Annotated in this window: 18 protein-coding genes; 10 read left to right on the top strand and 8 right to left on the bottom strand. The window is 35.1% G+C overall.

Translation table 11 applies throughout. The annotated features are described in order from the left end of the window. Positions 1–30 precede the first annotated feature (30 nt). Positions 31–573 (top strand): UPF0149 family protein, encoded by a 543-nt coding sequence (locus H3T96_RS11995; RefSeq protein WP_086326318.1) that lies wholly within the window; start codon positions 31–33, stop codon positions 571–573. A 40-nt stretch (positions 574–613) separates the two neighbouring features. Then, positions 614–1,924 carry a Xaa-Pro aminopeptidase gene (pepP, locus tag H3T96_RS11990; RefSeq protein ID WP_144092918.1) on the top strand — a complete coding sequence of 437 codons (1,311 nt, stop codon included), beginning with the start codon at positions 614–616 and terminating at the stop codon, positions 1,922–1,924. Positions 1,925–2,006: 82 nt separating this feature from the next. On the opposite strand, the gene H3T96_RS11985 is transcribed toward pepP, so the two are convergent. Further along, positions 2,007–2,798, bottom strand: coding sequence for a TonB family protein (locus H3T96_RS11985; protein ID WP_172398444.1), 792 nt, complete (start codon positions 2,796–2,798; stop codon positions 2,007–2,009). A gap of 154 nt (positions 2,799–2,952) precedes the next feature. On the opposite strand from H3T96_RS11985, the gene ispB reads away from it, so the two are divergent. Together ispB and H3T96_RS11975 are read left to right on the top strand one after the other, a co-directional pair. Then, entirely contained in the window at positions 2,953–3,939 is a 987-nt protein-coding gene (ispB, locus tag H3T96_RS11980; RefSeq protein WP_039127359.1) for an octaprenyl diphosphate synthase, read from the top strand. Positions 3,940–4,065: 126 nt separating this feature from the next. Next, entirely contained in the window at positions 4,066–4,938 is an 873-nt protein-coding gene (locus H3T96_RS11975; RefSeq protein ID WP_086326320.1) for an EamA family transporter, read from the top strand. 89 nt (positions 4,939–5,027) lie between these two features. Here H3T96_RS11975 and ffh read toward each other — a convergent pair whose 3' ends face one another. Continuing rightward, positions 5,028–6,395, bottom strand: a complete 1,368-nt coding sequence (ffh, locus tag H3T96_RS11970; protein WP_086308323.1) for a signal recognition particle protein — start codon at positions 6,393–6,395, stop codon at positions 5,028–5,030. Positions 6,396–6,585: 190 nt separating this feature from the next. On the opposite strand from ffh, the gene H3T96_RS11965 reads away from it, so the two are divergent. The 5 genes from H3T96_RS11965 (at position 6,586) to galU (ending at position 10,449) form a co-directional block, all read left to right on the top strand. Further along, complete coding sequence (locus tag H3T96_RS11965) at positions 6,586–6,969, top strand: RidA family protein (protein ID WP_039127369.1); 384 nt, start codon at positions 6,586–6,588, stop codon at positions 6,967–6,969. A gap of 266 nt (positions 6,970–7,235) precedes the next feature. Continuing rightward, positions 7,236–8,429: an amino acid aminotransferase gene (locus H3T96_RS11960; RefSeq protein WP_144092882.1), complete on the top strand. Its 1,194-nt coding sequence runs from the start codon at positions 7,236–7,238 to the stop codon at positions 8,427–8,429. Positions 8,430–8,454: 25 nt separating this feature from the next. Further along, complete coding sequence (locus H3T96_RS11955; protein WP_081301693.1) at positions 8,455–8,604, top strand: entericidin A/B family lipoprotein; 150 nt, start codon at positions 8,455–8,457, stop codon at positions 8,602–8,604. Between the two features lie 48 nt (positions 8,605–8,652). Continuing rightward, positions 8,653–9,153 carry a hypothetical protein gene (locus H3T96_RS11950; RefSeq protein ID WP_144092880.1) on the top strand — a complete coding sequence of 167 codons (501 nt, stop codon included), beginning with the start codon at positions 8,653–8,655 and terminating at the stop codon, positions 9,151–9,153. Between the two features lie 381 nt (positions 9,154–9,534). After that, the gene (galU, locus tag H3T96_RS11945) at positions 9,535–10,449 is read left to right on the top strand and encodes a UTP--glucose-1-phosphate uridylyltransferase GalU (protein WP_039127377.1); all 915 of its coding nucleotides are present in this window, start codon (positions 9,535–9,537) and stop codon (positions 10,447–10,449) included. Between the two features lie 67 nt (positions 10,450–10,516). Here the strand turns inward: galU and H3T96_RS11940 are convergent, their stop codons facing one another. The 5 genes from H3T96_RS11940 to orn form a co-directional block, all read right to left on the bottom strand. Continuing rightward, complete coding sequence (locus tag H3T96_RS11940) at positions 10,517–11,938, bottom strand: cation:dicarboxylate symporter family transporter (protein WP_144092878.1); 1,422 nt, start codon at positions 11,936–11,938, stop codon at positions 10,517–10,519. A gap of 142 nt (positions 11,939–12,080) precedes the next feature. Then, on the bottom strand, positions 12,081–13,412 hold the full coding sequence (locus H3T96_RS11935; protein WP_144092876.1) for a CoA-disulfide reductase: 1,332 nt from the start codon (positions 13,410–13,412) through the stop codon (positions 12,081–12,083). Positions 13,413–13,597: 185 nt separating this feature from the next. Further along, the gene (gene hemH, locus H3T96_RS11930; RefSeq protein ID WP_144092874.1) at positions 13,598–14,569 is read right to left on the bottom strand and encodes a ferrochelatase; all 972 of its coding nucleotides are present in this window, start codon (positions 14,567–14,569) and stop codon (positions 13,598–13,600) included. Positions 14,570–14,578: 9 nt separating this feature from the next. Then, on the bottom strand, positions 14,579–15,850 hold the full coding sequence (gene waaA / locus H3T96_RS11925; protein WP_144092872.1) for a lipid IV(A) 3-deoxy-D-manno-octulosonic acid transferase: 1,272 nt from the start codon (positions 15,848–15,850) through the stop codon (positions 14,579–14,581). A gap of 5 nt (positions 15,851–15,855) precedes the next feature. Then, complete coding sequence (gene orn / locus H3T96_RS11920) at positions 15,856–16,419, bottom strand: oligoribonuclease (RefSeq protein WP_039127389.1); 564 nt, start codon at positions 16,417–16,419, stop codon at positions 15,856–15,858. 79 nt (positions 16,420–16,498) lie between these two features. Here orn and rsgA point away from each other — a divergent pair, with 79 nt between their 5' ends. Beyond that, entirely contained in the window at positions 16,499–17,527 is a 1,029-nt protein-coding gene (gene rsgA, locus H3T96_RS11915; protein WP_144092870.1) for a small ribosomal subunit biogenesis GTPase RsgA, read from the top strand. A 124-nt stretch (positions 17,528–17,651) separates the two neighbouring features. Here rsgA and H3T96_RS11910 read toward each other — a convergent pair whose 3' ends face one another. Then, the gene (locus H3T96_RS11910; RefSeq protein ID WP_039127391.1) at positions 17,652–18,194 is read right to left on the bottom strand and encodes an HdeD family acid-resistance protein; all 543 of its coding nucleotides are present in this window, start codon (positions 18,192–18,194) and stop codon (positions 17,652–17,654) included. Positions 18,195–18,198: the final 4 nt, after the last annotated feature.

Below are 18,198 nucleotides of genomic sequence, written 5' to 3'. Positions count from 1 at the left end.
TTTGTGATATGACAACATCAAGGTGGCGTAATGGCGGAAACTATTAATTATGACGAACTTAATCGTCAATTAGTCCAATATAAAGTAGGGATTACAGCAGCTGAGTTGCATGGTTTTATCGTCGGTATTTTAGCTGGAGGTAACCATGATGAGAGTTGGCGTCCTTTAGTTGAAGATATGTTAAATAATGGTCAAACTGTTGTTGCACCTCTGAATGAGCAAATTACTAAACTTTATCAGTTAACTAAGCAACAACTCTTAGATGAGGATTTTGAATTTCAATTGTTTCTTAGTGACAAAGATTTGTATGCACAAATTGATGATTTAGTTGGTTGGGTAAATCATTTTTTACTTGGTATAGGGCTGGTACAACCCAAAATTAATCGAATTAAAGGTGATGTGGGAGAAGCTATTTATGATTTACGTCAAATTGTTAATTTGGGCTATGATGAGCAAGAAGATCAACAAGAACTTGAGTTTGCGTTTGAAGAAATTAAAGAGTATGTACGCATAACATCAATGTTATGTTTTGACGAATTCAATGAAACTGAAATAACACCAACAATTCATTAAGATTAACTAGTAACTAATCTTAATTAAGGTCGTCATAATGATGAAAACAGATATTAAAACAGAAATTATTTTGCGTCGTGAAAAGTTGCTTGCGCAGATGGTGCCCAATAGTGTTGCTCTTTTTTTCGCTGCTCCTGAAGTAACACGAAGTAACGATACTCATTATCCATATCGACAAAATAGTGATTTTTGGTATTTTACCCTTTTTGCTGAGCCAGAGTCAGTGTTGGCTGTGATTAAACAACAAGATAATAGTGCGCGGTATGTATTATTCAATCGAAAAAAGGATCCTTTGGCAGAGACATGGACGGGATATCGTTTAGGTCAGCAAGCTGCATTGGCATCAATTTTCGTTGATGAAGCTTATCTTTTTGATGAAATTGATACCATACTGCCCGATTTCTTAAATGGTAAAACTGCAATTTATCATGCTGATCAGCTTTATCAATATGCCGATAAAATTATTAACCAAGTACAGGCGACTTTAAGACAAGGGGGTAGATTAAATTTAGTGGCACCAAGCTCTATCATTGATTGGCGACCAATAGTGCATGAGATGCGGATGTTTAAGTCCGATTTTGAGATGCAACTATTACGTAAGGCATGTAAAATTAGTGCAGTGGCACATGTTAGAGCAATGCAAAAATGTGCGCCTTCAATGTATGAATATCAATTAGAAGCCGAAATTTTACACGAATTTGCTTGGCACGGTGCACGCTTTCCATCTTATAACACCATTGTTGGTGGTGGCAATAATGGTTGTATTTTGCATTATGAAAATAATAGTGAGCAGTTGAAAGATGGGGATTTGGTTTTGATTGATGCGGGGTGTGAGTATCAATACTACGCAGGAGATATTACTCGAACATTTCCAATTAATGGCAAATTTAACCAAGCACAACGTGAGATTTATGATATCGTTTTGGCTTCTCAATATCAGGCAATTCATCTTCTCAAACCTGGCACATCCATTAAAGACGTTAATGACCAAGTCGTACGAACGATGGTGATAGGTTTAGTTAAGTTAGGCATTATGCAAGGTGATGTAGACAGTCTAATTGCTAATAAAGCCTATTTGGCGTTTTATATGCATGGTTTAGGGCATTGGCTTGGCATTGATGTGCATGATGTTGGTAGTGGACGAGATCGAATTTTAGAACCAGGAATGGTGTTAACTGTAGAGCCAGGATTGTATATTAATAAAGATGCTGATGTACCAGATCGCTATAAAGGTATTGGCATTCGTATTGAGGATAATATTTTAATTACCGAATCTGGTAATGAAGTTTTGACCGCGGATGTTCCTAAAGAGCCTGAACAAATTGAACAATTGATGGTCAATCACTTGTAGAGTATAGATATCTATTGCCATAACACTTTCGAGATATAGGTTATGGCTTTGTTGTTGTCACTTAAAACGATTATGTGAATAATTAGTCCAAACTAATGGATTTATCTCGATTAAAGATAATTTTTATTTTCTGATCTTTCGCTGCAATAGGTTGATACTTCCACATTTTCATTGCACTAATTACTGATCGATTAAAGATATTATTGGGTTTTGCTTCTATAATCCGAATATTTTCAATACGTCCATTACTGTTTATATCAAACAGTGCTATCACATAACCTTCTAAACGCATATCAAGTGCTCGGCGAGGATACTCGGGTTGATTGCGACTAATCGGTGAGGGATTACCTGAGTATCGACGACTATCAGATATTTGTGGGGCAACTGAAGTATTAGAGATATTTTCAGCAATGACTTCTTGCCTTACTTGTTGACGTGATGCTTTTTGCACAGGACGGTGTTTTTTCTTAGGCTTATCTTTTTGTTTTACAACAATATCTTTTTCAGTTGTTACTGCAGGTTTGTCAGGTATTGTTTCTTCAATAGGTTCAGGTTCAACAATTGGTGTCTCTTCAATTGGTTTGTTATCAATAATTTCACTGTCTTGAGCACCTTGAATATCAGGTGTATTTTCAACTAATGATTGTTCTGGAGCAGCAAGAGAAAAATCAATCATTATGGCTTTAATTGAATTATCGCCCTCATCTGCAACGATGTCTTTTACAAATAGCGTAGAACAAAACAATAAAGTAAGTATACACAAATGTGACATTACAGCAATAAATGCATATAAATAAACACCTCTTTCCTCTTTCTTAGCAATGGATTGAGGGATCTTTTCATCACTGATATCTATATCAAAGTTAATCTTCATACTAATAAACATTTCTAACTTAAGGTGGGTATTTTAAATGAAAATGCTTATCATTTGTAGTTTTTTTTAAAATATGATCCGCAACTCTTGTTGCATAAAAATATTTATCAGATAATAGCAAGATTAATATCTATTATTTCTAGCGGTTAAACTGATGAATAATCCATCAATGAATCAAATACTCGATCTGGTAAAAGATGATTTAGTTAAAGTGAACCAAGCTATACAAGCTGAACTAAGTTCAGATGTGGCTTTGATTAATCAGTTGGGCAATTATATTATTAGCAGTGGAGGAAAGCGTATTCGTCCTGTTATTGCTTTATTAATTGCTAAAGCACTTAATTATCAAGGTGACAAACATATTATTACGGCCGCTTTTATTGAATTTATTCATACCGCCACCTTATTGCATGATGATGTAGTAGACGAGTCTGATTTAAGGCGTGGTAAATCGACCGCGAATGCTTTATTTGGTAATGCTGCTAGTGTATTAGTCGGTGATTATATTTATACACGTTCTTTTCAAATGATGGTGCGTACAGAATCGTTTAAGGTTTTGACTATCATGTCGGCAGCAACTAATGTTATTGCTGAAGGGGAAGTACAGCAATTAATTAATTGTAATGATCCTGATATTACCAAAGAACAATATTTAGAAGTTATTTATCGCAAAACAGCCCGTTTATTTGAGGCAACTTCACATTCTGCTGCGGTGTTAGCTGGTGCAAATGAACAGCAAGAGTTTGCCTTACAAGAGTACGGTAAATATTTAGGTACTGCCTTTCAAATTATTGATGACCTATTGGATTACAGTGCCGATAATAATCAAAAATTAGGAAAAAATTTAGGAGATGATCTTAATGAAGGCAAGCCAACCTTACCGCTCCTACACGCCATGCATCACACTAAAAATGCTGAGGATGCTGCATTAATTCGTCGGGCTATAGAACAAGGCAATGGTCGACATTTATTAAATCGCATTTTACATATTATGGATGAATGTGGTTCACTTGAGTTTACCTTGCAAGCTGCTCAGGCGGAAGCCCGTAAAGCATCGGATGTTATTGCTATTTTACCTGACTCACCTTATAAACAAGCATTACAAGATCTAGCCTTATTGTCAGTAAAAAGAGAAAATTAATTAATCGGTAAATGTTAAGTAAGTTATTTAAGCGTCTATTTTATACTCAAATGTATCGTTTATCTCAAACTTTTTGGCATTAATTAAATAGACAATAAGTTCAATATATTAAAGTAAGGTATTTTTATGTTTAAAAGATCTTGGCCGGTTTTTTTGATTTTTGTTTCGATGATCTCCATTCAAGGTAGTGCTTCAATCGCCAAATATCTTTTTCCAGTGTTAGGACCTGAAGGTATGACCGCTTGGCGATTGTGTTTTTCGGCTATAATTTTAATTATCATTTTTAAACCTTGGCGAAAACCAATACCTAAACCGGCATTAAAATTTATATTTTTATACGGTATTTCAATTGGTTGTATGAATTTAGCTTTTTATAGTGCTATCGCTAGAATTCCTTTAGGCATTGCTGTAGCTATCGAATTGACAGGACCAATAATGGTAGCCATGTGTTCATCACGTCAATTGTTTGATTTTATTTGGTTAGGTATTGCCGTGATCGGATTAACTATGTTACTGCCTATTCATCAAGCGTCAGGGAATTTAGATCCTGTCGGTATTTTATTTGCTCTATTAGCAGGTAGTTGTTGGGCATGTTACATTTTATTTGGGCGTAAAGCGGGTGCTATTTATGGATCTTCAAGCGTCGCTATTGGGTCGGTAATTGCTTCGTGCTTTTTATTTCCCATTGGTGTATGGCAAAGTGGTAGTGCTATGTTCTCGTTAGATCTGCTCCCTTTGGTGTTTGTTGTCTCTTTATTGGCCTCAGCTATTCCTTATGGATTAGATATGATTGCTCTACCAAAATTGCCTGCGCAAACATTTAGTACTTTAATGAGCTTATCACCTGTTTTTGCTGCGCTTTCTGGTTTAATTGTGTTGCACGAACAATTATCGAGTTATCAGTGGTTAGCAATTGTGTTTATTATTGTTTCATCAATAGGTACCGTGCTCACCATGAATCGCCCAACAAAGATTGAATCAGTTAAATCAGGTAATTAACAAAATTATCGCGCTGTTGAAAGCGCGATTTTTTTGATAGTCTAATGTTCAATTATGATCCTTTTAAAAGGAAAAAATTAAGCGTAGATTTAACGTGGAGGGAATCCCATTCCGCCGCCCATTAAACCTTTCATCTGGCGCATCATCTTCATCATGCCACCACCTTTCATTTTCTTCATCATTTTTTGCATATCGTCAAACTGTTTTAAGAGTTTATTTACATCTTGTACTTGGGTTCCTGAACCCATTGCAATTCGACGCTTACGTGAGCCTTTAATGATTTCAGGATTTGCACGCTCTTTGAGCGTCATTGAGCCAATAATTGCTTCCATTTTGATAGTGATTTTATCATCCATTTGTGCTTTGATATGATCCGGCAGTTGACCTACACCAGGTAATTTTGCCAGCATTGCACCCATACCGCCCATATTGCGCATCTGTTTAAGTTGATCTTGAAAATCATTAAAATCAAATTTATCGCCTTTTTTCAATTTTTTGGCGATTTTTTCTGCTTTCTCGCGATCGACATTACTTTGTAATTCTTCAATTAACGAAATAACATCACCCATACCCAAAATACGAGAGGCAATACGATCAGGATAGAATGGTTCTAAAGCATCGGTCTTTTCACCCATTCCCAAAAATTTAATTGGTTTGCCAGTAATATTGCGAATAGAAAGCGCTGCACCACCACGAGCATCTCCATCAACTTTAGTTAAAATCACACCAGTGAGTGGTAATGCATCATTGAAAGCTTTCGCGGTATTGGCTGCATCTTGTCCGGTCATGGCATCCACAACAAACAGGGTTTCAATTGGGTTTATTGCTTGATGAAGAGCCTTGATTTCGTCCATCATGTCATTATCGACATGTAAACGACCTGCGGTATCGACAATAAGTACGTCAAAAAATTGTAGTTTAGCGTGTGAAATGGCTTTATTTACAATATTAACTGGTTTTTCATTAATATCAGATGGAAAAAATTCGACATCAATGGCTTTAGCTAGTGTTTCTAACTGCTTAATTGCCGCTGGTCGATAAACATCGGCAGATACAACCAGTACTTTTTTCTTCTGTTTTTCTTTTAAGAATTTGGCTAGTTTTGCAACACTGGTGGTTTTACCTGCACCTTGTAAACCCGCCATTAAGATTACTGCGGGTGGCTGGGTTGCTAAATTGAGTGAACTGTTAACTTCTCCCATTGCAGCCGTCAGTTCGGCTTGAACTATTTTAATAAACTCTTGGCCTGGTGTTAGGCTTTTATTGACATCTAAACCTACAGCTTTTTCTTTAACTTGATTAATAAATTCACGAACAACAGGTAGCGCAACATCGGCTTCAAGTAGAGCCATTCGGACATCGCGCAGTGCTTCTTTAATATTATCTTCAGACAGTCGCCCACGACCACTGATATTGCGAAATGTCTGTGATAAACGGTCGGTTAAATTCTCAAACATGTTAACTCTCAATAAATAAAAAAATTTTGATTATCATATCAGAAAATTTTAAGAAGTCCCATGATCATAATTGTGTATTGACTTGACACCAAATTATCTTCCTGTTCAAATGAAGATAGATAAACAAAGGTGTATTACTTATAAAAGGTAATGAAGAGATAGAATAAATACAAAAGGAGAAAAATTGAATATGGCAAAAGTGATTCAAACCGAAAAAGCCCCAGCAGCAATCGGACCATATGTTCAGGCAGTCGATTTAGGCAATATGCTATTTGCATCAGGGCAGATTCCTTTAGTCCCTGAAACGGGTGAAATGCCAGATTGTGTTAAAGAACAAGCAAAACAAAGTTTAGCCAATGTTAAAGCAATAATCACATCGGCAGGTTATCAAGTCAGTAATATCGTTAAAACAACTATTTTTTTAGCTGATATGAATGATTTTGCTGCTGTTAATGCGGTTTATGAAGCATTTTTTATCGAAAATAATGCCGGATTCCCTGCACGTTCTTGTGTACAAGTTGCTCGTATACCTAAAGATGCAAAAGTTGAAATTGAAGTCATTGCAGCTAAATAATTTTAACTAGTTTGATTAGCGCTAAAAAGTGCTAATCTTTGACAAAAAGTTTCAGGTAAACCCTACGTTTTAGTATAAAATTGAACTTAAATTGAATAATTTTTTCATTTAATATATCGTTGATTATTCTTATCAAAAATGATTGAAATTCCTAGTGAAAATTCAATTGAATTATTTACAGTTGAACTTGTATTTAGTGATTGATTGCCAATTGAGTTGATGCAATAATCTACAGTTATAAGTTATTGTGTCAATTAGGTTGTAATATGTTTGAAAAAGTAGAGTCCTATGCAGGGGATCCAATTTTATCTTTAGTTGCTGAATTTAATAATGATCATCGTGAAAGTAAAACTAATTTAAGTATTGGTTATTATTATGATGAAAATAGTGTTGTCCCTCAATTGGACTGTATTAAAATTGCTCGTGATTATATTTATCATAATCAACTAGATGCACAACTTTATTTACCAATGAGCGGTTTACCCTCTTATTGCCAAGCAATTCAGTCATTGCTATTTGGTGAAGAACATTCAGCCTATAAAGATAAACGCATTGCAACTATACAAACATTAGGCGGATCAGGTGCGCTAAAAATTGGTGCTGATTTTTTATATCGTTATTTTCCTAATTCACAAGTCTGGGTCAGTGATCCAACATGGGAAAATCATATTGCTATTTTTGGTGGCGCAGGTTTTAAAGTTAATACCTATCCCTATTTTGATTCACAAACATGTGGAGTCAAATTTGATGCAATGCTTGAAACATTGGAACAATTGCCTGCCAAAAGCATTGTATTACTGCATCCTTGTTGTCATAACCCAACGGGCGCAGATTTAACACCATCACAGTGGGATAAAGTAATTGCTGTATTACAAACACGTAATCTCATTCCATTTATGGATATTGCTTATCAAGGATTTGGTGAAAGTATTGAAAGTGACAGTTACGCAATTAAAAAAGCAGCTGAAGTGGGGCTTTGTGGTTTTATAAGTAACTCGTTTTCGAAAACATTTTCACTTTATGGGGAACGTGTTGGGGGGTTATCTGTGTTGTGTGAAAATGATGAAGCTGCTCATCGTGTATTCGGCCAACTTCAGGCAACGGTTCGTAAAAACTATTCTAGCCCAGCAGCTTATGGTGCCCAATTAGTCAGTTATGTTTTAAATAATCCTGAATTGAAAGCCAGTTGGTTTAAAGAAGTTGAATCAATGCGAAATCGTATTGTATCGATGCGTTCTACTTTAGTTAGTTTGTTAAAAACACAGGCGCCAGATCATAATTTTGATTATTTAGTTAAGCAGCGTGGTATGTTTAGTTATACTGGTTTTAGTAAACAACAAGTCACACAACTAAAAGATAATTTTGCTGTTTATTTGGTGGGCAGTGGAAGAATGTGTGTGGCAGGCTTAAATCACCATAATATTCATCGTGTGGCGGAAGCATTTGCTACATTAAAATAATCAAGTCACAAAAAGGAGAATATCTATGTTACGCAAGATGTTAATTCTAGTATTCGGTATTGCAATGACAACTCTAATTGTTGGATGTAATACAGTTAATGGTGTAGGCAAAGATGTTCAATCTGGTGGTAAAGCCATTTCGAAAACGGCTGAAAATGTTAGTGATAAATTATAATAAGGATGATTAATATATATTAATCATTTATAGATTATAAAAAGTAAAATGCGACATATTATAGTAGTTATATTTTTTTTACTTACTGGGTGCGGTTCGTTAAATTTTCGAACTGCACCTTTAACTATTGAAAACTGTCATTATTCAAGTATGATTAATACGGAATTTGTATTGAATCCTTTGCCGTCATATGTATTAAGTTATCCACATATTTATATTGCTCAAAGTCGACAAAGTAAACATTTACCAGCAAGTTATGCCGGCATGAAAGGAAAACTGACGGGTAATATTGAGGTTCGTGATTATCCTAAACAAACATTTTGGCGAGCGCAATCCTTATTTGATAGGGCTACATTATATGATGATGGCTATGATGATCTCTATATAAGCCCCACGCAAAAAGAAGCTCGTGACCGTAAAGCGAAATTTGTAGTAAGACAAGCGATTTTGCAAAACTGCCAGCTTATTTATATTGCTATTGATTCTTTGGCAAAAGATAGGGATAATCCTGCATTAATTGAATCTAACGATTTATCAATATATAAATAGATAAGATATTATATAAAAACAAATAATTAATAGTATTATTGATTAAGTTGATGGTTATAATATCAAGTTTTTTAACAAAATTTATTTCACTTTCTTATTTAATTTTTGATAATTTAACCCTTATAATTGTTATTATCTTGTAAAGATTATCAATTCTGCGTTTAATATGTTAGATTTAGCTTTTTTCATCGTTTATTACAATTTGATACCGAATCAACGTAATATATGAAATTTTACATGGGCAATTATTCATGCATGTATTTTGATTCCCTATATGTTAATGTCATTATGGGTTGAAAATACATATTGTTAATATGGCATAGAGATAATAGACACTATTGTAATAGTTGTGTTATCTGCTAATTTTTTTAAGGAAATAAAATGTCATCAAGTTTTGAATCAACTCTGAATGGAAAAGTCAAAAAAGCCGTTATCCCCGTTGCTGGTCTTGGCACTCGAATGTTACCTGCGACTAAAGCTATTCCAAAGGAAATGTTACCTGTGGTTGATAAACCACTTATTCAATATGTAGTAAAAGAGTGTATTGCAGCAGGCATTACTGAGATCATTTTTGTTACCCATTCATCAAAAAATTCAATTGAAAACCACTTCGATACTAGTTTTGAATTAGAAGCAATGTTAGAAGCGCGTGTTAAACGTCAACTTTTACAAGAAGTACAAAGTATTTTACCTAAGAATGTAACAATAACGAGTGTTCGTCAAGGTTTAGCCAAAGGGCTTGGTCATGCTGTATTGTGTGCTTATCCTTTAGTTGGTAATGAACCTTTTGCCGTCGTGCTACCAGATGTGATTATTGATGAGTATGAAAGTGATCTGACAAAAGATAATTTAGCGGCAATGATTAATAATTATCATGAGACCAAGCATAGTCAAATTATGGTTGAACCAGTACCGAAGGAGTTAGTTTCTTCTTATGGAATTGCCGATTGCCATGGTCAAGAATTGTCTGCTGGTGCTGTTACACAAATGTATAGTGTCGTTGAAAAACCATCAGTTGAAGAAGCACCATCCAATCAATCCGTCGTTGGACGCTATGTTTTATCTGAAAAAATTTGGCCTTTACTAGCTAAAACACCTTTAGGCACTGGCGGTGAAATTCAACTCACGGATGCAATTGCAATGTTACTTGAGAGCGATCCTGTCGATGCCTATTGTATTAAAGGCAGAAGTCATGATTGTGGTAATAAATTAGGCTATATACAAACCTTTATACAATACGCAATGCGCCATAAAAGCTTAGGTAATGATGTTACTGCATGGTTAAAAACAATTTAAACATTAATTTTGAATAAAAAAGGACGCTTCAAGCGTCCTTTTTTATTCTGCGTATTCTTTACTTAAATTAAACATCCGACTGTTCATTTTCAAGAGAAATATTTGGATCATAGAAAATATTCATATCCATAAGTCCCACTTCGCGATCGGTAGCGACTGCCGCAGTCATTGCCCCTGATACGTTGGCTAGTGTGCGTGCCATATCAATGATTGGATCGACAGCCAGAACCATACCTATTAATGGGAAGTATTCAGCCATGCCCATACCAGATAAAACCACTGTTGCAGCAACTGTTGCTGTACCAGGAATACCGGCAATACCAATTGAACCAATCACGACCACAATGACCAGCATAATATAAAATTGGAAATTAGTATCAATACCCACCATATGCGCAACCATAACGGCAAGTAGCGCAGGAAAGAAACCTGCACAACCATTCATACCCATAGTACTACCAAGTGAACCGACCAAATTTGCTGTGCCTGTATTGACTCCCATACGTACCGTTAAAGTTGAGATAGTCATGGGTAATGTACCAACTGATGAGCGGCTGGTAAAGGCTAATAACCACGTTCCCATGGCTTTTTTAATAAACATGACAGGTGATATACCGTGAATCATAACAATTAAAACATGCACAATTAACATGATCAATGTGGCAATGTAGATGGCTGCAACAAAACCTGATACTTCAACAATTGCAGGTATACCATTAGAAATAATGGTTCTAGCTAGAAGGGCGATGACTGCATATGGCATATACTTAATGATGGTCATGGCAATTGACATCACAATTTTATAAAGTGCTTCAATAAAGGTTTTAAACAGAGCAATAGGTTGTGGATTTTTCTTTTCCATTCGATTGGCAGCAATCCCCATAAGAGCAGAAAAAATAACTAATCCAACAATATTTTCTTTAACCATTGATGCAATGATATTACTTGGAATAAGGTTTACAAAAGTATCAATTATATTAGTGTATTGTTTAGCTTGAGCATGATGATCAGTTGTAGAGCTGATTTCTCCTAATGCAAACAAATTAGCCAAAGCAATACCAACGATACAAGCAATTGCCGTGGTAAACAGTAACCAGAATATCCCTCTAAATGCGATTTTTGGTAGGTTTTCTTTACCAGAAAAATCGATAATGACTTTAACAATAGAGACAAATATCAAAGGAATGACTAGCATGCGAATAAAGGCAATAAAAGCACGTCCAAAAAGACCATACCATGTAGCTGTCTCTTGCATCCAAACATTTGATGTATCAGGGAACCCTGCTGCAGCTTGTATACCTAAACCAAGCACAGCACCAAGTATTAACCCAACTAACATACGAAGAGAAAAATTAATTTTTTTATCTTGTAATGGTTTCATCACTCCAAAAAAACAAACTAGCAGTAGTCCAATACCAATTAAAGTTTGATAGTGTGTGATAGATAGGAACTTTTCAAAAAAAGTTCCTTGAAAAATGGGATCTGACATAATTGCCCCTTTATTGTGATAATTTAATCATCGAATAAAATCATATTAGTAATCTTACTTAATTTATGATGCACTGATTTTTGTATTAAGTAAGATAGTTTGTATTATTTAGTTGTTATTGCTAACAATAATGATTTATCTATTATTTAGCTATTGAACCTACAATATTTAAAATGTCCCATGGTCTTGAAAATGGCGGCGCATAAAGAAAGTCCATCATTGCTAATTCATCAATCTTCATTTCTGCCCATATGGCAGTTGCTAATGTATTTACTCGTAAAACAGCGCCACTGCCACCCGCAATTTGTCCACCTAAAATGGTGCGGGTCTCGGCGTGATAAATTACTTTTGCTGTTACCTCAGTTTGCCCTGCAACATAGTTACTGTGATTTTTATCTTTAACAATAACTGTTTTATAAGCAATACCCGCTTTTTGAGCTTCTTTTTCGGTTAAGCCTGTTCGTCCAGCCTCAATATCAAACGCTTTAAATGCTGAGGTACCGATGGTTCCAGGGAATTCACTCTGTCCTCCTCCTAGATTTTCACCAACTATCTTGCCCAGTTTGTTCGCACCTGTGGCAAGAGGAATGTAAACCATCGCTTTGCTGACTTTATGCTGCAATGCAGCGCAGTCACCTGCTGCATAAATATCCGGAAGATTCGTCCGTCCATAGCTATCGGTAATAATAGCGCCATTTGGTAGCATATTAAGACCAATATTTTGATAAATTTCACTGTTAGGTTTCACTCCAGTTGCGATAATAACCATGTCAGCAAGATAAGTATCTTTATTGGTAATTACGTGAGTGACATGCTGTTCCCCTATAAAACCTTGTACTTGTTCTTGTAGATGTAAATCACAATGTTGTTTAATGTTCTTTGCAATTACGTCGGTAATTTGTGCATCGAATGCATCGACCAGCACTCTATCATCTAACTGAATTAATTTGACTTGCTTATTTAAAGCAACAAATGACTCGGCAATTTCAAGTCCTATAAAGCCTGCACCAACTACAATGACGTTTTTTACTGCTGGATCGGATAATGCTTGTTTAATGGCTAAACCATCATTGAGATCGCGTAAAGTAAAAATATTTTTCAATTTATAATTTGTAAAATTTGGAATGATAGGGCTTGCACCAACGGCAATTAATAATTTGTCATAATTATCATTAAAACATTCATCTGTATTAATATTTTTAATCGTTAATTTTTTTTGTATGCTATCAATAGCGACAACTTGGTGACTTGTTTTTATTTCAATACCATCTTGTTGGAATTGTTGTGGTGTACGGGATATCATTTCATTAGCATCAGTGAAATGATCACCGATAAAATAAGGTAAACCACAAGCTCCAAACGATACAATGTCAGTTTTTTCATAAATACGAATGGTAGCATTAGGGTTCATTCTTTTGGCTTTAGCAGCAGCACTCGCTCCTGCAGCTTGAGCGCCAATGATGATTATTTTCATCTAATTTTCTCCTTAGGGCTCAGATTCTCAATAATGACAATCCTATCATAGGTTATAACATATGTGTGCGACAGATAATGACTTATTATGAATATTAATCAGTCGTACATTTGAAAACAAAATATTAAAGGTCTAAAGCGATAATTAATTCCTTTTTAGCCCTATTTTTGTCAAAAAGTTTCAGGTTAACTATACGTTTGAGTATAATTTATTAGATCTTTAATTAAATCAATTTGTAAATTAGAATCATTTAATGCATGAATATAATGAAACTTTTTGCCGCCAGCCTGTAAAAATAGTTCTCGATTTTCTTCGTTAATTTCGTAAATGGTTTCAATACAATCCACAGAAAATCCAGGACAAATAACATGTACATATTTAACGCCATCATGCGCTAGCTTTTCCAAAGCATCACTGGTATTTGGCGTAACCCATTTTCCTTTACCAAATTTAGATTGATAAGCCATTTCAATGGGAATATTAATGCCATTAGCTTCACATTTCTCAATTAATAATAATGTGGTTAGTTGGCAACGCTCTATGTAATCATCTTTACGTTTATGAATATAACGTTCAGGAATTCCGTGATAAGATAGTACTAATACCTCAGGCTCTCCTTGCTCTTCAAAAGCCTGTTTAATCTGCAAATATAGAGCATTAATATAACTTGGATGATCAGCATAATCGCGGATGTAATGAATATTATTGGTTATTGATTGAGAGGATTTAATTGTCTTTAGTTTATCAAGCACTGCTAATGTTGTTGTGGTCGAATATTGGGGAAATAATGGTAATACCGTTATTTTCTTATACGATTGCAGATTATTTAAGGCAAATTGAAGATTCGGCTCGCCATAGGTCATGGCTAATTGACAATGAATATTAGGTAATTCCTGTTGTAACTTGTCACACAGTTGTTGGCTATAATGCATCAATGGTGATGAATTATCTATCCAAATTTTTTTATAGTGGTTAATAATATAAGGTACCCGTTTTGGTAACACTCGATACTTTAAAATTGGATACCAAAAAAAAGCAGGTAAATCCACCACATGCCTATCAAGTAAAAATTCGGTTAAGTAGTGTTTTATTGCATCAGGCGTGACAGCGCTTGGTGTTCCGAGATTAACCAGTAATAACCCTTGTTTTTTATCCATAGCTAATCCTTATTTTGAACAAAGATAACGACTTATAATACCAAGAAGCCTATCTAATGCACCTTGATTTTGCTTTAATACTTGGTAGGCATTTTCACCAATTTGTTGGCTTTCTGTTTTATTATTTAATAGGTTGTTTACTACTAAATATAAAGCTTCTGCTGTGCTGTCACAAATTATCATTCCGTTTGCAGCAATTAACTGTTCGCAGATGATTTTGAAATTGAAAAAATATTGACCGCTAATAATTGGAATATGATGTAAGGCTGGTTCTAGAGGATTATGTCCACCATGCTCGACTAAGCTACCACCAACAAAGGCAATATCTGCCATGCTATAAAGTTCTAACAGTTCACCCATGGTATCACCCAAGACCACTTGTGTTTGATCGGTTGGAATTTGGTTCGAACTACGAGTTATATAATTAAACTCATTATTTTTAATCAGTTTTTCGACTGTTTTAAAACGTTCAGGATGACGGGGCACTAGGATTAATAATAAATCAGGATGCTGTAACAATAATTGTTTAAATGCCTTTAAGATGATTTCATCTTCACCATCATGAGTACTAGCTGCAATAAAAACGGGACGGTTCAATTGCCATTGTTGTTTTAAGTTAGCAATTTTTTGTTGTTGCTCAGTTGTTAAATTGATGTCGAACTTAATACTGCCTGTTACTGTTAGATGATCGCTGGGTAAACCTAATGCTGTAAAGCGTTCACCATCTTGCTTATTTTGTGCGGCAACCATACTGATTTTAGCTAATAATCGGTTAATGGTTGTGCCTAATTTACTGTAACGATTTGCTGAGCGTTCCGACAAGCGAGCATTAGCAATAATCAAAGGAATAGCGTTATTATGGCATTGGCTAATAAAATTAGGCCAAAGTTCGGTTTCCATAATAATGACTAATTTGGGTTGGGTTATTTTTAAAAAACGTTTGATAGCGCACGGCAGGTCATATGGTAAATAGACATGACTCACACTGTCTTTTAATAATGATTTAACACGCTCAGAGCCTGTTGGTGTCATGGTTGTGACGGTAATGGGCAAAGAGGGATATCGTCGCTGCAATGCTCTAATAAGTGGAACAGCGGCAATGGTTTCACCCACGGATACCGCATGGACTAAAATACCATTTGCTTTCACTTTATTTTTGCAAAAACCATACCGTTCAAACCAACGTTTACGATATGCTGGCGCTTTGTGGCTGCGCCAAAGTAATCTTATCCATACCAATGGCTGAATAAGATAGAGTAAAATGGTATAAAGTAATTGCATATCAATTAGTTCTTAAGCTTAAAAAAATGTTGGCGATAATAAATAAGCTCTGCAATTGAATCACGAATATCATCAAGCGCTTGATGGGTACTTTGCTTTGTAATTCCTTTTAAAATTTCAGGTTTCCATCGTTTAGCTAATTCTTTTATAGTACTGACGTCTAAATAGCGGTAATGAAAATAACTTTCTAAATTAGGCATATAGTTAAATAGAAAACGACGATCTTGACCAATAGTGTTACCGCAAATTGGTGAGCTGTTTGCCGGTACCCACTGTTTTAAAAATTCGATAGTTTGTTGTTCGGCTTGTTGTTCATTAACGGTACTTTGACGTACTCGTTCAATTAAACCAGACTTGCCGTGGGTATTTTTGTTCCAATCATCCATTAAGGCTAATTGATCGTCGGATTGATGAATGGCAATAACAGGGCCTTCAGCTAAAATGTTTAAATTAGAATCAGTTACAATAGTTGCAATTTCAATAATACGATCAGTTGCTGGATTAAGCCCAGTCATTTCAAGATCGATCCAAATAAGATTGTTGCTGTTAATTTGTGATTGTGTGGTCATAATTTGTTATAGAAGTTTTCTTTTTGATGCCGAGTAGTGTAGCATAACTGTCAAACTGTTTTAGCAAAAATTAGTGACTGTGGCAAAAAATCAACTATCCAAAAATCAAAAAAGACGCGTGGCGGCTAAACATCAACAACGATTAGAAACCAAACAAGATGAAAATCTGTCAAATTTTTCATCACCTCGTGATGGTGTGGTGATAAGTCGTTTTGGTAAGTCGGCTGATGTTGAAGATAACGCGCAAAACATTTATCGCTGTAGTATTCGGCGTACTTTACCATCGTTAGTGACTGGCGACAAAGTCGTGTGGCGCGAAAGTTTGGAGCCCAATACCAATGGCATTATTGAGGCGGTACATGCAAGGCATTCTGAATTGGTTCGTCCTGATTTTTATGATGGGGTGAAACCAGTGGCCGCCAATGTTGATCAAATAGTGATTATTTCAGCGGTTTTGCCTGAATTATCACTTAATATTATTGATCGTTATTTAGTGGCTTGCGCAGTAACCGATATTGAGCCAATCATTGTCTTAAACAAAATTGATTTATTAAGTGATGAACAACGAGTAGAAGTTGAAAAGCAATTAGCTATTTACACAAATATTGGCTATCAAGTTTTATATGTTTCTTGTCAGAATCACCAAGGAATTGCTGCATTGCAGGCTGTCTTGCAGGATAAAATATCCATTTTAGTTGGGCAGTCAGGTGTCGGTAAATCAAGTATTATTAATTTATTATTACCACATCAATTGCAATCGGCTGTAACTGGAAATATTTCTGAATTATCCGGTCTTGGACAACATACTACTACTTCAACCAGACTTTATCATTTGCCAAACGGAGGTGATATTATTGATTCACCAGGTATTCGTGAATTTGGTTTATGGCATCTAGAGCCAGAACAGGTAATTAGTGGTTTTAAAGAGTTCGATGACTATTTAGGTGGATGTCAATTCCGTGATTGTAATCATCTTGATACGCCAGGTTGCTTATTACAACAAGCTGTAAGAGATGGCAAAATCGCACATTCAAGATTAGATAATTATCATCGAATTTTACAGACCATGAAAGAAGTAAAAGCTAGAACGAATAAAAGTTATAAATAATCGTTTTTGGTGAATTTAAATATCGTTAATTTTAATTGAATCAAACGTTTTTGTTATTACAACAAGTAAGGGTTGCTTACATTATTTAAATAGCAATTATGGGCAACCCTTTAATATTAAAGCATCAGTTTTTTACAGCAAAACCAATTGCTACATATGCAAAACCTTGGAATATAAGGTCAATACCTAAAAACATTCCTAGTACCCAAAGACTATCATATGGCCAGCCAGTAATTATCATCAAACCTAAAATTAGGGTTATAATACCAGAAGTGAGTACCCATCCCCAACGCGGTAAATTTCGATTACTAAAAGAGGCAAAAATTTGCGTAAAGCCACTCATAATTAGCAATATTGCTATCACTAAAGTTAAAGCTGATGAAACCGCAATCGGCCGGAAAAAAGAAATTAAGCCAACAATAATGTATAAAATGCCCATTATTGCCCATAATGCCGTTTGACCAAAGCCTTTAAGGTTAAATGAATTTATTGTTTGTGCGATTCCTGCAATTAAAATTAATGTACCAATAAAATAGACAGAAAAAACAGTAGCCATGAACTGATAGCCTAAGGCTAAACATCCTAATACAATTAAAATAAAGCCAATTACGATTAACCAATTTGATTTTTGTTTTATATATTGAACGTTGTTTTCATCAGATATCATATTA

It is taken from the genome of Gilliamella sp. W8136 (genome assembly GCF_016101285.1).
In the GTDB taxonomy this organism is placed as follows: domain Bacteria; phylum Pseudomonadota; class Gammaproteobacteria; order Enterobacterales; family Orbaceae; genus Gilliamella; species Gilliamella apicola_N.
The sequence above is the reverse complement of the archived record's forward strand: the minus strand, read 5'-3'. Positions and strand labels throughout refer to the sequence as shown.